Source organism: Flavobacterium panacagri, assembly GCF_030378165.1.
In the GTDB taxonomy this organism is placed as follows: domain Bacteria; phylum Bacteroidota; class Bacteroidia; order Flavobacteriales; family Flavobacteriaceae; genus Flavobacterium; species Flavobacterium panacagri.
Map to the genome: position 1 here is coordinate 3064757 of NZ_CP119766.1, position 13463 is coordinate 3078219.

The 13463-nt window shown below is 32.3% G+C and carries 15 protein-coding genes; 10 read left to right on the top strand and 5 right to left on the bottom strand.

Features of this window, described 5'->3' with window-relative positions; translation table 11 throughout:
* The first annotated feature begins 9 nt into the window (after positions 1–9).
* Entirely contained in the window at positions 10–1134 is a 1125-nt protein-coding gene (locus tag P2W65_RS13610) for a cysteine desulfurase family protein (RefSeq protein ID WP_289658033.1), read from the top strand.
* 55 nt (positions 1135–1189) lie between these two features.
* On the opposite strand, the gene P2W65_RS13615 is transcribed toward P2W65_RS13610, so the two are convergent.
* On the bottom strand, positions 1190–1750 hold the full coding sequence (locus tag P2W65_RS13615; RefSeq protein WP_289658035.1) for an L-threonylcarbamoyladenylate synthase: 561 nt from the start codon (positions 1748–1750) through the stop codon (positions 1190–1192).
* 20 nt (positions 1751–1770) lie between these two features.
* A complete protein-coding gene (locus tag P2W65_RS13620) occupies positions 1771–2733 on the bottom strand; it encodes a WaaS/CpsH family glycosyltransferase (RefSeq protein ID WP_289658038.1) in 963 nt (320 codons plus the stop codon).
* Between the two features lie 60 nt (positions 2734–2793).
* Between P2W65_RS13620 and P2W65_RS13625 the strand changes: the two genes are divergently transcribed.
* A complete protein-coding gene (locus tag P2W65_RS13625; protein ID WP_289658040.1) occupies positions 2794–3561 on the top strand; it encodes a lipopolysaccharide kinase InaA family protein in 768 nt (255 codons plus the stop codon).
* On the opposite strand, the gene P2W65_RS13630 is transcribed toward P2W65_RS13625, so the two are convergent.
* Positions 3542–4315 (bottom strand): glycosyltransferase family 2 protein, encoded by a 774-nt coding sequence (locus tag P2W65_RS13630; protein WP_289658042.1) that lies wholly within the window; start codon positions 4313–4315, stop codon positions 3542–3544. The genes P2W65_RS13625 and P2W65_RS13630 overlap by 20 nt on opposite strands.
* 159 nt (positions 4316–4474) lie before the next feature.
* On the opposite strand from P2W65_RS13630, the gene P2W65_RS13635 reads away from it, so the two are divergent.
* Positions 4475–5221, top strand: coding sequence for a glycosyltransferase family 2 protein (locus tag P2W65_RS13635; protein WP_289658044.1), 747 nt, complete (start codon positions 4475–4477; stop codon positions 5219–5221).
* 80 nt (positions 5222–5301) lie between these two features.
* Here P2W65_RS13635 and P2W65_RS13640 read toward each other — a convergent pair whose 3' ends face one another.
* Complete coding sequence (locus P2W65_RS13640) at positions 5302–6117, bottom strand: 2,3,4,5-tetrahydropyridine-2,6-dicarboxylate N-succinyltransferase (protein WP_289658046.1); 816 nt, start codon at positions 6115–6117, stop codon at positions 5302–5304.
* Positions 6118–6423: 306 nt separating this feature from the next.
* Between P2W65_RS13640 and P2W65_RS13645 the strand changes: the two genes are divergently transcribed.
* The 5 genes from P2W65_RS13645 (at position 6424) to P2W65_RS13665 (ending at position 9774) form a co-directional block, all read left to right on the top strand.
* Positions 6424–7053, top strand: coding sequence for a PAS domain-containing protein (locus P2W65_RS13645; protein WP_091491209.1), 630 nt, complete (start codon positions 6424–6426; stop codon positions 7051–7053).
* Between the two features lie 138 nt (positions 7054–7191).
* Positions 7192–7425: a hypothetical protein gene (locus tag P2W65_RS13650; RefSeq protein WP_289658048.1), complete on the top strand. Its 234-nt coding sequence runs from the start codon at positions 7192–7194 to the stop codon at positions 7423–7425.
* Positions 7415–7696: a type II toxin-antitoxin system RelE/ParE family toxin gene (locus tag P2W65_RS13655; protein ID WP_289658050.1), complete on the top strand. Its 282-nt coding sequence runs from the start codon at positions 7415–7417 to the stop codon at positions 7694–7696. Before P2W65_RS13650 ends, P2W65_RS13655 begins: the two co-directional genes overlap by 11 nt.
* Positions 7697–7740: 44 nt before the next feature.
* On the top strand, positions 7741–8154 hold the full coding sequence (gene ruvX / locus P2W65_RS13660; RefSeq protein WP_289658053.1) for a Holliday junction resolvase RuvX: 414 nt from the start codon (positions 7741–7743) through the stop codon (positions 8152–8154).
* A 126-nt stretch (positions 8155–8280) separates the two neighbouring features.
* The gene (locus P2W65_RS13665; RefSeq protein WP_289658055.1) at positions 8281–9774 is read left to right on the top strand and encodes a malate:quinone oxidoreductase; all 1494 of its coding nucleotides are present in this window, start codon (positions 8281–8283) and stop codon (positions 9772–9774) included.
* A 39-nt stretch (positions 9775–9813) separates the two neighbouring features.
* Here P2W65_RS13665 and P2W65_RS13670 read toward each other — a convergent pair whose 3' ends face one another.
* Positions 9814–12036: an FUSC family protein gene (locus tag P2W65_RS13670; RefSeq protein ID WP_289658057.1), complete on the bottom strand. Its 2223-nt coding sequence runs from the start codon at positions 12034–12036 to the stop codon at positions 9814–9816.
* Positions 12037–12237: 201 nt separating this feature from the next.
* On the opposite strand from P2W65_RS13670, the gene def reads away from it, so the two are divergent.
* Entirely contained in the window at positions 12238–12828 is a 591-nt protein-coding gene (def, locus tag P2W65_RS13675) for a peptide deformylase (RefSeq protein WP_109192716.1), read from the top strand.
* Between the two features lie 59 nt (positions 12829–12887).
* Positions 12888–13373: a DUF5606 family protein gene (locus P2W65_RS13680; protein WP_289658061.1), complete on the top strand. Its 486-nt coding sequence runs from the start codon at positions 12888–12890 to the stop codon at positions 13371–13373.
* Positions 13374–13463: the final 90 nt, after the last annotated feature.

Sequence of the window (13463 nt, forward strand, 5' to 3'; positions counted from 1 at the left end):
TTTGCAGTAATGAAAAAAGTATATCTAGATAATGCCTCAACAACAGCAATGCGTCCCGAAGTAATTCAGGAAATGACTAGAGTAATGCAAGAGGATTTTGGTAATCCGTCGTCTACACATAGTTTTGGACGCAATGGTAAAACAATATTAGAACTTTCAAGAAAAAGTATTGCCAAACATTTAAATTGTACGGCTCAAGAAATTATTTTTACTTCTGGAGGAACTGAAGCCGATAACTGGATTTTGCGTTCAGCTGTTGAAGATTTAAAAGTAGAGCGAATAATTACTTCAAGAATAGAGCATCACGCTGTTTTGCATACTGTTTGGGCACTTCAAGAAGAATACAATATCCAAGTTGATTATGTAAATGTAAATCCAGATGGAAGTTTGGATTTGACCCATTTGTCTAATTTACTTTCAGATGAAAAAAAGACATTGGTTAGTCTAATGCATGTTAACAACGAAACGGGAACCATTTTAGATTTGGATCGTGTTGGAGTTATCTGCAAACAGTATAATGCTTTATTTCATTCTGATACAGTTCAGTCTATCGGAAAAACTGAAATTGATCTGCAAAAAACTCCTGTTGATTTTATTTTGGCTAGTGCACATAAATTTCATGGTCCAAAAGGAATAGGATTTGCTTTTGTTCGAAAAAACTCTGGTTTACAGCCTTTGTTTTTTGGCGGAGAACAGGAAAAAGGACTTCGTGCAGGAACAGAACCGGTTCATCAAATTGCTGGGATGGCAAAAGCCTTGTCTATTTCTTATGAAAAACTGGAGGAAGAAAGAGCTTATATTTCCGATATCAAAAATTATCTTATTGAGCAGTTGGAAATTCATTTTCCCGATTTTAGGATTAACGGAAAAAAAGATGACTTTTATAATATCATCAATATTATTTTGCCTTTTTCATCCGATAAAACTTCAATGCTGCTATTTAGTTTAGACATGAAAGGAATTGCGGTTTCTAGAGGAAGCGCATGCCAGTCGGGAAGTATTAAACCTTCACATGTTTTAAACGAAATGCTTTCGGAAGCCGATTTAAAACTGCCTAATCTCCGAATTTCATTCAGCCATTATAATACCAAAGAAGATATTGATTGGCTTATTGAGAGTTTAAAGGTTGTTTAAAGTTTCAGGTTTCAGGTTTCACGTTCTGTACAAAACTTGAAACCTGAAACAAAAACTATTTACGAATCACTTTTACTTGAGAATCATTCGTTAATTTAATGATCGTAGAAGATTTTCCGTTGATTTTGTCTTGGTATAAGTTTACGACATAATCTACACCATTGATTATTTCGGGACTAATATCTTTAAAAGCAATTGGTGTTGGCTGTCCAGAAATATTTGCAGAAGTCGATACCAAAGGTTTTTTCATTCTCTCCATTAATTTGTAACAGAAAGGTTCTTTAACCAATCGAACTCCAAGAGATTTATCTGCTGCAATAATATTTGGAGCTACATTTCTAGCATCATCAAGAATTAATGTGGTTGGTTTATCTGATAAATCCCAAATTTGCCAAGCAACGTCGGGAATGTTTTTAAAAACATTGTACATCATTTTTTCTCCATTCATCAAAACAATCATGCTTTGTGTTTCCGCACGCTGTTTCAATTTGTAGATTTTAGCAACAGCTTCAGCATTAGTAGCATCACACCCAATTCCCCAAACAGTGTCTGTAGGATAAAGAATGATACCGCCATCTTTAATAACTTCGTATGCTTTTATTATTTCTTCGTTCATTTTTTTGTTTTTTTGTCTGCTTATTCGTTGTTTTTTAAATCAAAAACCGTCTCAATCCAATTTTCTAAAGTATATTTTTTATAAATATCTTCTGGGATTGGTTCGTAAGGAGAGATGAAAAAATCAGCGTCAAATTCTATATTTTCTTCGTCAATGACTAATATGTTTTTGGGATTGTAGAAGTCGTAATTAACTATATTCGGATTGGTTGTAATTAATTTTTTTTGCAATCCGATACTTTCAAAAACTCTAAAAGTTAGTCCGTTTTGTTCTTTACGATGAATGTCTAAAAGAAATTTAGAATCATCTACATATTTATTGACATCATCAATGTGAATGTATTTTGAAATGAATTCGATATTAGGATTGTTACCTTTATTCTTCTTATCATAAATAATAATTTTAGAGGTAATTCCTTTTTTGTTCAGTTCATCGGCTATCTTAGCTATAGTTTTAAATCGATTGTCTTTAGAGCTAATATTAAAAACATCATATTTAAAAGCTTTTTCTGGATTTAATTCAGATTCGCTGTAAATATAATTGGTGATAAATTTTAAATTATACTTTTCAGAATCTTCTTTTTCGAATGAATAGACTTCGTCAAAATTAGGAAGAATCGGAATTATTTTAGGGCAGCGGTAAATATTGTCATTAAAATAAGCAATCGATTTTTTGGTATATTTTTTAAACTTTAAAATCTCTTTTGGATCAATAAAATCGCCTTTAATCGTTAGAACGACGTCTTGTGTTTCTCCAAGCGCTTCTAAACGGTTATTTATTTCTTTTCCGAAATGAATATTCTTAATATTTTTTTTAAATAATGCTTTAAGGAAAAAATTATAAATACGATATGAGAAATTAGGGTATTTGTACTTAAAAGTATTAAAATCAATATGGTTCACAGTATGGCCTCTTTTTTCTAGAGCTGTAACTATATTATGGTTGTATCCCCAATTATCATGACTAATTATTGTAATTCGCATTTATGAATAATTTTATATTATAAGTTCGTAAAACTAATTAAATTTGCCGAAACAATTTTTATGATTTTCAGATTAAATCAGGAATATGAGAAATCCAAACATATTCTTCTAGGGTATATTAATTCTTTTGAATCTAAAGGGCAGGATTTTATTGTTGGACAACGAAATAAAATAAAGCTCTTTGATTTAGACGATAAAAAAATTAATGTTAAGTCTTTTAAAATACCGCATTTAATAAATAAAATTGCCTACAAATATTTTAGAAAATCAAAAGCAAGACGTTCATTTGAGTTTGCAAATAAACTAATTGAATTTGGAGTTGGAACGCCAAAACCAATAGCATTTGCCGAATTTTATTCTTTCTTAGGATTGGATAAAAGTTATTATATATGCGAACAATTAGATTGTGATTTGACTTATAGAGAGCTGATAGAGGTTGAAAACTATCCAGATCACGACACTATTTTAAGACAGTTTACAAGATTTAGTTTCAACTTACATGAAAAAGGAATAGAGTTTTTAGATCATTCTCCTGGAAATACTTTAATTAAAAAAAATGCAGAAGGCAATTACGATTATTTTCTAGTAGATTTAAATCGAATGAAGTTTCATAACAGCATGACTTTTGAAATGCGAATGAAAAACCTTAGCAGATTAACTCCTTTAAAGGAAATGATAGAGGTTATGAGTAATGAATATGCTAAGTTATACAAAGAAGAATCTGAGCAAAAAATCTTTGATACACTTTGGAAATATACTTCAGATTTTCAAGAAGGTTTTTACAGAAAAAAAAGAATCAAAAAGAAACTTAAATTTTGGAAGAAGTAAGTTCTTTTAATTTTATATATCGAATATAAACGCTGTAAGCATTGAGATAGCAAATTATGATTCCTTTTATACCGTCTAAAAAGCCTAAACGGATTATAAATTGGTATAAAAATTTATAGGAAGGATGTAAAAACGGCATTAAAAAAGTGGATTTTTGTCCTTTCTTAAACTTTTCGATCGCTTTTAACGTACCGTAGTTTATCATTTTTAATTTGTAATCGTGATAATTTTTATAAGAGTAATGAATGATTTTGTTTTTCGTTTTCTCTATTGTTCCGTTTACCAGCAGTTTTTCATGAACTAATTTTTCTTCTACATAACTGCATTTCGATTTATCAAAAAGCCTGAATATCTTATCTGTCTGCCAGCCGCTGAATAGAAGGTTTTTATTTTTGAACTTGAAGATTCTGTATGTTAAATAAGCACTTGCTGATTTAGGATTTTGTAATATTGAAATAATCTCAGATTTTAGTTCAGGTGTTACTCTTTCATCCGCATCAATAAAAAGTACCCAATTGTAAGAAGCTTGTTGAAGTGCAAAATTACGCTGCGTTGTAAAATTTTCGAATTTGTTTTGAATAAGGATAACGTTTTTAAAACTGTTTACAATTGCAACTGTTTTATCGTTACTAAACGAATCTACTACAATAATTTCATCTGCAAAATCTAAATTTTCAAGTAATGATTTTATGTGTAATTCCTCATTTAAGGTTATTATTAATGCAGATAACTTTTGTTTACTAGAAAAAATCATTGGGTGGTACTTGTTATTTTTCTAATGAATAACATTCGTTTGAATTTATATTGTGAGCTAAATTACAAACTATTTTTAGAAGTACACAATCGTGGGAAGAATAAGAATAAAGTAAAATAAAAAATTATATTTTTGTGTTCAAATAAATTAAAATTTAGCATGGCAATAAGCGGATTGGTTATTACTTTCAATGAAGAAAAAAATATAGGAAAATGTATAGATGCTCTATTTAAGGTTTGTGATGAAGTTATTATCGTAGATTCTTTTAGTAAGGATCGTACAGTAGAAATAGCTACAGAAAAAGGGGCTCAAGTTATTCAGCAGGAGTTTTTAGGAGACGGACCCCAGCGTACGCACGGATTGCCTTTTTGCAAAAACGACTGGATTTTAAATCTGGACGCAGATGAATTCTTGGATAAAGATGCAGCTGAATTCATTCTTACCAAAAAGTATTTGGAAGGAAATTACGATGCCTTTAGTTTTAGAGTAAAAAACTTTTTAGGAAATAAATTAATTGATTTTTCAGGATGGTACCCTGATCATAAGGTTCGTTTCTTTAATAAACAAACAGCTCATCCATCAGATTCTAAGGTGCACCAGAAAGTTGTAACTCAAAACGAGAAAAAGGTCTCAGTACATATTTTACATTACGGCTGGGATTCTTTGGATCAAATTATTGCCAAAAAAAATCAATATTCAGGATGGCATGCACAGCAATTGTATGATCAAGGGAAACGAGTAAATGCGTTTAAACCTGTTCTTAACGGATCTGTTGCTTTTATCCGATGTTACTTTTTTAAGAAAGGATTTCTTAATGGTGTAGATGGTTTGTCCATTGCAATGATTCAAGCTTTTTTCTCTTATATGAAATATGCGAAGCTTATAAAGCTTCAGAAAAAAGAGTAAATAAAAAAATCCAAATTCCAGTCATATTATAGAAAGGAATTTGGATTTTAAAAATTGAAAATTTCTATTACTTATCGATATTAAACAGCAACATCGTACTCACGAAGTGCATTGTTTAAAGAAGTTTTTAAGTCTGTAGATGGTTTACGAGTACCAATGATTAAGGCGCAAGGAACTTGATATTCTCCTGCAGCGAATTTTTTAGTATAACTTCCAGGAATAACTACTGAACGAGCAGGAACAAAACCTTTCATTTCAACTGGCTCGTCACCTGTAACATCAATAATTTTAGTAGAAGCAGTTAAACATACGTTAGCACCAAGAACAGCTTCTTTTCCAACGTGAACACCCTCCACAACGATACAACGAGAACCGATGAATGCACCATCTTCGATAATTACTGGAGCAGCTTGTAATGGCTCAAGAACACCACCAATACCAACACCACCGCTTAAGTGTACGTTTTTACCAATTTGTGCACAGCTTCCAACAGTTGCCCAAGTGTCAACCATCGTTCCTTCGTCAACATAAGCACCAATGTTTACGTAACTTGGCATTAAGATAACACCACTTGAAATATAAGCACCATAACGAGCAACAGCATTTGGTACTACACGAATTCCTTTTGCAGCATAATCTCTCTTAAGTAACATTTTATCGTGATATTCGAAAATACCAGATTCCCATGTTTCCATTTTTTGGATTGGGAAATACATAACCACTGCTTTCTTAACCCATTCGTTAACCTGCCATTTGTCACCAACTGGTTCAGCAACGCGTAATTTTCCAGCGTCTACCAATTCGATCACTTCTCTAATAGCATCTGTAGTTGCAGTTTCTTGTAATAAAGCTCTATTTTCCCAAGCTTGTTCAATTATAGTCTGTAAAGAATTCATACGTTTAAATTTTTGGCAAAGATAGCGTATTTGTAGAAAAGCAGAAAAGCAAAACGACTTGAATATGTTACAGATTTAACTTTTTGTTTCTTATTTGTAAACTCTCTAGAGTTTTAGTCCCGAAGCTTCGGGAGTAGATTTTGGAATTTGAAATTTTTGAATTGGATTTTATTTTTTTAACTACCGCTAAAAGTTTTTTTTGTGTCAAAATATGACAAAAGTCAGATTTTCTATTTTTTCTTCTCTCTAATTTCGCATCATTGAAAAACATTCCATTCAATACATTAATCATATAAGCAGTAAAATATGAATCAAGAAAATCACCTTCAGAACAGAGTCATAATTGACAAAGAGGTAACTTGGGATAAAACACAAGTTATTATGAGTAAAACAAATGCATTTGGTATTATCGAATACGCCAACGAAGTGTTTGTAGACGTTTGCGGTTATGAAGATTACGAATTAATGGGACAGCCCCATAACATTATTCGTCACCCAGATATGCCAAAAGTTATTTTTAAAGTGCTTTGGGAAAATCTAAAACAAGGGAAAAACTTTCATGCTATTGTAAAGAATTTAGCAAAGTCTGGAAGATATTACTGGGTTATTACGGATTTTGAAATTGCCCGAGACGAAAATGATGTGATTGTAAATTATTTTGCCAGAAGACAATCTGTGCCACAAGAGGTAATTGCAATGCATATTGAGCCCTTATACAAAAAACTATTGCAAATTGAAGCGGCAAGCGGCGTTGAATTCAGCGAAAAATACTTAATCGGATTTTTAGAAGAAAAGAAGAGAAGTTACGTTGAATATATTAAGGAGCTGATTTTCGAAAACGAAAAAGCACAGTCTAAATTTGCGAATTACAATGCAGAAGAGGATGGAGAAGAGGAAGAGCATAGAGGTTTTTTCGGCCGTTTATTCGGAAGATAAATTTGAGTTATTTTTTAGGTTTGAATATTTGGATAGAGTCCGTCTTGAGTTTTTTCGAGGCGGATTTTTTGCTTTTACGTCCAATTTAAAAAACATGAATTTAAAAAGGTTTATATTTGTATGTAAAATGGAAGTATTATGGAAGCGATTAGATTAGAGTTTCAGCCAGAGATTAGAGAGAAAGTGCTTAAGTTATTAAGTAGATTTTCACCTAATGAATTGACAATTATTGAAGAAGATTCTGATTTCGAAAATGATAAAGAAAAAGTGCATGCAGCTTATACTAAATTAAAAAGTGGTAATGAAAAGTTGTATTCAATAGATGAAGTTGATTCTATTTTAGATAATACATTTTCGGAATATGATAATTAAAATTTCGAATGAATTTTTAAAATTATTAAAAGAACAAGTTCATTATATTTATAAAGATAAACCCAAGGCAGCTCTAAAGTTTAGGAAAGATTTGCTTAGAAATATTAAAAAAGATTTAAAACATCCTTTTCTCTTTAAAAAATCTAGATACTTTGAGGATGAAAATATTAGAGATTATGTTTTTAAAGGTTACGTTTCTGTTTATGAGGTTGATGTCGAGAATAATATTGTCGTCGTTTTCGGTTTTATAAAATATAAAGACACTCTTTAAAGGATTATAATTTTACTTTCTATCTTTTACAAAAATTTCAAAACATGCCAAGAATTCTCTCCATAGATTACGGACAAAAACGAACAGGAATTGCTGTTACAGACGAAATGCAAATTATTGCATCAGGTTTGACTACAATTCCAACACATACCTTGACTGATTTTTTAAAAGATTATTTTGCAAAAGAAAAGGTCGAAGCTGTTCTAATTGGCGAACCTAAACAAATGAATGGCCAGCCTTCAGAAAGTGCTTCTGTAATTAATGGATTTGCAAAACATTTTTCGAACATTTTTCCCGATATGAAAGTAATTAGGGTAGATGAGCGTTTTACATCTAAAATGGCATTTCAAACCATGATCGACAGTGGTTTAAATAAAAAGCAGCGCCAGAACAAAGCTTTAATAGACGAAATTTCGGCTACAATTCTGCTTCAAGATTATCTTTCCTCAAAAAAATAACACTCTTCGTCGGATTTTTTGTTTATAATTTAATGGTTTTTAGAAAATCCTAACTTTTATCTTGTAAAAATTAGTTTTTTTTTGCAATTAAAAAAGTACCTTTGCACTTTAAATAAAAATACTGTTATGCCTGACGAAACCATACGTTCAAATAGTGATGTAGTACTCATTGGCGCTGGAATAATGAGTGCCACTCTTGGAGTAATTTTGAAAGAATTACAACCGGATATAAAAATTGAAATTTACGAAAGATTAGATGTTGCCGCAGCAGAAAGCTCAGATGCTTGGAATAATGCAGGAACAGGACACTCCGCTTTTTGTGAACTAAATTATACTCCAGAAAAGGCAGATGGCAGTATAGATCCTAAAAAAGCAATAAGTATTGCTGAATCATTTGAGATTTCTCGCCAGTTTTGGTCGTATTTAGTACAGCAGAACAAAGTGCCTTCTCCAGAAAATTTTATTAAAAGTGTCCCTCATATGAGTTTTGTGTGGGGAGATAAAAATGTAGATTATTTAAAAAAGAGATTTGAAGTACTTCAAAGTAATCCGATCTTTTCTGATATGACTTTCAGCACCGATTTTGAACAGCTTCAAAAGTGGATGCCGTTGGTAATGGAAGGACGTACTGCTGATGAAAAGTTAGCAGCCACACATATGGAAATTGGTACCGATGTCAATTTTGGTGCTTTAACCAGAAGCATGTTTAGTTACTTAGAAAAACTGGATGGTGTTTCTTTATTTTTTAATCACGAAGTTAAAAAACTGAGACAACGCGAAGATAAATGCTGGAGAATAAAAATTAAAGATTTATCAACTGGAAAAATTCGTAAAGCATACACTCAGTTTGTTTTTATTGGTGCAGGTGGAGGTTCTTTGCCTTTATTAGAAAAAGCAAATGTGCCAGAAGGAAATGGTTACGGCGGTTTTCCAGTAAGTGGACAATGGCTGAAATGTACTAATCCAGAAGTTATTGCAAAGCACCAGGCAAAGGTATATGGAAAAGCAAGTGTTGGAGCACCTCCAATGTCTGTTCCTCATATTGATACCCGAGTAATTGATGGAGAAAAAGCATTGCTTTTTGGGCCGTTTGCAGGGTTTTCTACGCGTTTCTTGAAAAATGGTTCTTATTTAGATTTGCCAATGTCAATTAAACGTAACAATTTAATTCCGATGTTAGCTGCTGGATACCATAATATTCCTTTGACTAAATATTTGATTGAGCAGGTTCGTCAGTCTCCAAAAGACAGAATGAAAGCTTTACGTGAATATTTGCCGACAGCTCGTTCTAAAGATTGGAAACTGGAAAAAGCAGGACAGCGTGTTCAGGTAATCAAAAAAGATGAAAAAGAAGGCGGTGTTTTAGAATTCGGTACAGAAGTAATTAATACACACGATGGAAGTTTAGCTGTTTTATTAGGTGCTTCGCCAGGTGCTTCTACAGCAGTAGGAATTATGGTGGATTTGATCGGCAGATGTTTTGCTAATCAAATTAAAACACCAGAATGGGAAGCGAAATTGAAAACAATGATTCCTTCTTATGGTCAGACTTTGAATGATAAGCCAGAACTTTTAGCAGAGCTTAGAAAACATACAGCAGAAGTTTTAAAAATAAAATAAGCTTCTTTTAAATTAGATTAAAAAGCAAATCCAGATGAATTAATCTGGATTTGTTGCTTTTAGATCGGTTGTGTTTTTTAGGATTTTTTCCGCGAGGTTACTCATCCAGATTAACTGCTCGATAACCATTGAAGCTTCCTGCATTTTGGCCTGACGGGTTTCTTTATCCAATTCATCATCTTCTGCTAATCGGGTAAAGTTTTTTCGCTTTAATTCTTCAAATTGCAGCGTCACATCTTCTTTTTCAAAAAAGGTATCCGTCAAAATTGTTTCGTTTCTTAAAACGGCAATAGAATGATCTAAATTGGCTAAAATGGTTTTGATGATATAATTAAAAGAATCTGAAGCCGATGTAGTCTGATGTGATTGAATATAAGTGGATAGCGAAGCCAAAGCAGATAATAATGAGTGATTTAAAACCACTAATTTATTAACCAAAGGCATCGTTTTCTGTTTCGATTTCGGTTCCTGCATCATACGCTGGAAAGAAGTCATTAAATTTCCAATTTCCACAAAAGCATTTTTCCTAGCTAATCTGTAAGCCGTCGGAACTTCTCCTTTTTTATTATAAAAATCGGCAATCTCTTTGAGGTAGTTTCTATTGGCTCGAATGGAGTTTTCGATATGAATCGGCGTATTGATAAATTCCCAAGCAGGCCATAAAAACTGATTGGCAATAAAGGCTAATATCGCTCCAGCAAGAGAATCCAATATTCTGAATTGTATTACTTCGTTGATGTCTGGCGTTAGAATTCCGTAAATAAAAACCACATACATTGTCACAAAAGTGGCACTGATTTTATAGTTAATCTGGGTAAACGAAATCCCTAAAAGCATACAAATAATAGAGAAAATGCTGAGCGCAACATGGTTCTGAATGAAAGATACAATTCCGAAAGCTAAAATCCCTCCTAAAACAGTTCCGAACATTCTATGGTAGGATCGCTCTTTTGTCAATCCGTATCCTGGACGCATGATGACCACTATCGTGAGCAGAATCCAATAAACATTTTGAAAAGGAAGTAGCTGTCCAAGGAAAAAACCAATTAAAATGGTGATGGTTAATCGTAACGAATGTCTGAAAATCGAAGAAGAATAAGATAAATTTTCAATTAAAGTTCGAAGCGGATAATATTGAGGAGTTAAGAATTTCTCCAGTTCTTTGTCTTTATCTTTTAGTTTGTAAGACTGCATGGCCAAAGAAAGTGCACGCTGAATAATTTTGATTTTACCAACTTGATTTTTGGCGTATTTCAGCATATTGGTCAGCATCAAAACACCTTCGGCAGCATCTTCTTTTCCTAATGTTTTTTCATAATCAAAAATAGCAAATTCCAAAGCATCCAATTCGTTTTTCAAATCTTGTTTATCGACGTAAACACTAATATGGTTCACATTTTTGGATAGCTTTTTTAAGGTAGAAGCCAGTTTGTAAGCGACATTTTGATAAGTTCTTAAAACATCAGGATGTTTCGCAAATTTTTCATGAAGTTTACTATGGTCAAAAGAAGTATAAAGCGCCAGTTCCTGAATTTCAACCAAAGTAATAAAGACCAAAAGCATTTTCCTGTTTTGACTCGTGGTTCCAGATGCATTTTGATTTCCAATGAGCATTTTTCGTAGATCTTCATGAATAAGATTCAATTCGACCTGCACAGCCAATTGTTTTTCAATAATCGCTTGTCTATTGGCTTCCGGACTCCATAAATCGCCTCTTAGTTTTAAATACTTGGCAGTAAGTTTGATTCCTTCTGCAATTTGCAATTCAACATATTTATAAGGTTGTACAAAATGAAATACCAATGATACAATTAGGTATAAAATTCCTCCAATAAATATAAAACCAGAATATTCAAAAGCTTCGACTCCTTCGTGTAAATGTCCAAAAGAAAGTGAAATGGATAATAGAGCCGAGAATGAAATTAAAGTCGCACGCTGTCCATAAACCGAAATCATCGAACAGGCAAATAATAGAAACCCTAAAAAAGGATAAAATAATACAGGATAAGGATAAGCAAGATTGACTAAAAGATTTACTCCCGATACTATAAAGGAAGCAGCAATTAATCCTTTTATTTTATGAATTAAAGAACTCGGAATATCACTAGGGTACGTATAAAAAGCACCCAAAGCGATTGTAAAACCAATTTCAAAATGACCTAGAAAATTTAAAACTAAAACAGGAACAACAGAAGCAATAGTTACTTTAGAGGCATTCAAAAAGGATGTGCTGTTTGTAAATTTTGAAATTTTATCAATCATAGAAAGCGGTTTACTAGCAAAGGTAAGAATTGTAAGAGTGATTTTGGCACAATTATAGCTGAGATTTTCCACGGTGAGGAAAAAATATAACATAATAGACTAATAGAATTATTCATTGACTATTTTTTACTATTTTTGCCAGCTGAAATATCAGAACTTTAATTCTGTTTTTGCAGCACCTAAAAACAAAAATAAAAACAAATGATTTTACCAATTGTAGGATACGGTGATCCTGTTTTAAGAAAAGTAGGGCAGGACATTACGCCAGAATATCCAAACCTAAAAGAAACGATCGCAAATATGTACGAGACTATGTATAATGCGTACGGAGTTGGGCTTGCTGCACCGCAGGTTGGACTACCGATTCGTTTGTTTGTTATTGATACAACACCTTTTAGTGATGACGAGGATTTACCTTCAGAAGAACAAAAAGATTTGAAAGGCTTTAAAAAGACTTTTATTAATGCTAAAATTGTTAAAGAAGAAGGAGAAGAGTGGGGTTTTAATGAAGGATGTTTGAGTATTCCAGATGTGCGTGAGGATGTTTACAGAAAACCAACGGTTACAATTGAATATTGTGAAGAGGATTTTGTAATGAAGACTGAAGTATTCGACGGTTTAATTGCTAGAGTTATTCAGCACGAATACGATCATATTGAGGGAATTTTATTTACAGATAAAATTTCGTCTCTTAAAAAACGTTTGATCCAAAAGAAGCTTAAAAATATTACTGAAGGAAAAACGTTTCAGGAATATAGGATGAAGTTTTTTGCGGCCAAAAAAGGAAGATAAGTTTTCTAACTACTTAGAAACAAAAAATAAATCAAATTCTTAATACAAATTTTAATAAAATGAATTTAACGAAAATTTTAGCCATTTCAGGAAAACCAGGTTTATATGAATTGAAAGTTCAAACTCGTACAGGTTTTGTGGCGGAATCATTAATTGATGGGAAGAAGATTACTGTAAATCTAAAAAGCAATGTAAGTTTATTGTCTGAAATTTCGATTTATACTTATGAAGGCGAAAAACCATTAACTGAAGTAATGCAGCAAATTGCCGTTAAAGAGAACAAAGGACAAGCGATTTCTCATAAAGAAGACAATGCTACTTTAGCTGCTTATTTTAAAGAAATTCTTCCAACTTACGACGAAGAAAGAGTATATCCTTCAGATATTAAAAAAGTATTAAACTGGTACAATACGCTTCAAGCGAAAGGATTAGTAACAGATTTAGCTCCTGCTGTTGAAGAAGCTAAAGAAGAAGCTCCAGTTGCTGAAGAAAAACCTAAAAAAGCTCCAGCTGCTAAAAAAGCAAAAGCTAAAAAAGAAGAATAGTAGTTTTTCTTTCAATATAAATCAATCCTGTTGAGATGTTTCTTGACAGGATTTTTTAATTTTACCAAATAAGCTTTAAATTTAAAAGAC

Bases quoted from the DNA above. Each gene is read 5' to 3' on its own strand.
- P2W65_RS13645 (WP_091491209.1), top strand. From the start codon at position 6,424: ATGAATCAAGAAAATCACCTTCAGAACAGAGTCATAATTGACAAAGAG.
- P2W65_RS13670 (WP_289658057.1), bottom strand. From the start codon at position 12,036: ATGATTGATAAAATTTCAAAATTTACAAACAGCACATCCTTTTTGAAT.
- P2W65_RS13665 (WP_289658055.1), top strand. From the start codon at position 8,281: ATGCCTGACGAAACCATACGTTCAAATAGTGATGTAGTACTCATTGGC.
- def (WP_109192716.1), top strand. From the start codon at position 12,238: ATGATTTTACCAATTGTAGGATACGGTGATCCTGTTTTAAGAAAAGTA.
- ruvX (WP_289658053.1), top strand. From the start codon at position 7,741: ATGCCAAGAATTCTCTCCATAGATTACGGACAAAAACGAACAGGAATT.
- P2W65_RS13620 (WP_289658038.1), bottom strand. From the start codon at position 2,733: ATGCGAATTACAATAATTAGTCATGATAATTGGGGATACAACCATAAT.
- P2W65_RS13615 (WP_289658035.1), bottom strand. From the start codon at position 1,750: ATGAACGAAGAAATAATAAAAGCATACGAAGTTATTAAAGATGGCGGT.
- P2W65_RS13640 (WP_289658046.1), bottom strand. From the start codon at position 6,117: ATGAATTCTTTACAGACTATAATTGAACAAGCTTGGGAAAATAGAGCT.
- P2W65_RS13610 (WP_289658033.1), top strand. From the start codon at position 10: ATGAAAAAAGTATATCTAGATAATGCCTCAACAACAGCAATGCGTCCC.
- P2W65_RS13625 (WP_289658040.1), top strand. From the start codon at position 2,794: ATGATTTTCAGATTAAATCAGGAATATGAGAAATCCAAACATATTCTT.
- P2W65_RS13680 (WP_289658061.1), top strand. From the start codon at position 12,888: ATGAATTTAACGAAAATTTTAGCCATTTCAGGAAAACCAGGTTTATAT.
- P2W65_RS13650 (WP_289658048.1), top strand. From the start codon at position 7,192: ATGGAAGCGATTAGATTAGAGTTTCAGCCAGAGATTAGAGAGAAAGTG.
- P2W65_RS13655 (WP_289658050.1), top strand. From the start codon at position 7,415: ATGATAATTAAAATTTCGAATGAATTTTTAAAATTATTAAAAGAACAA.
- P2W65_RS13630 (WP_289658042.1), bottom strand. From the start codon at position 4,315: ATGATTTTTTCTAGTAAACAAAAGTTATCTGCATTAATAATAACCTTA.
- P2W65_RS13635 (WP_289658044.1), top strand. From the start codon at position 4,475: ATGGCAATAAGCGGATTGGTTATTACTTTCAATGAAGAAAAAAATATA.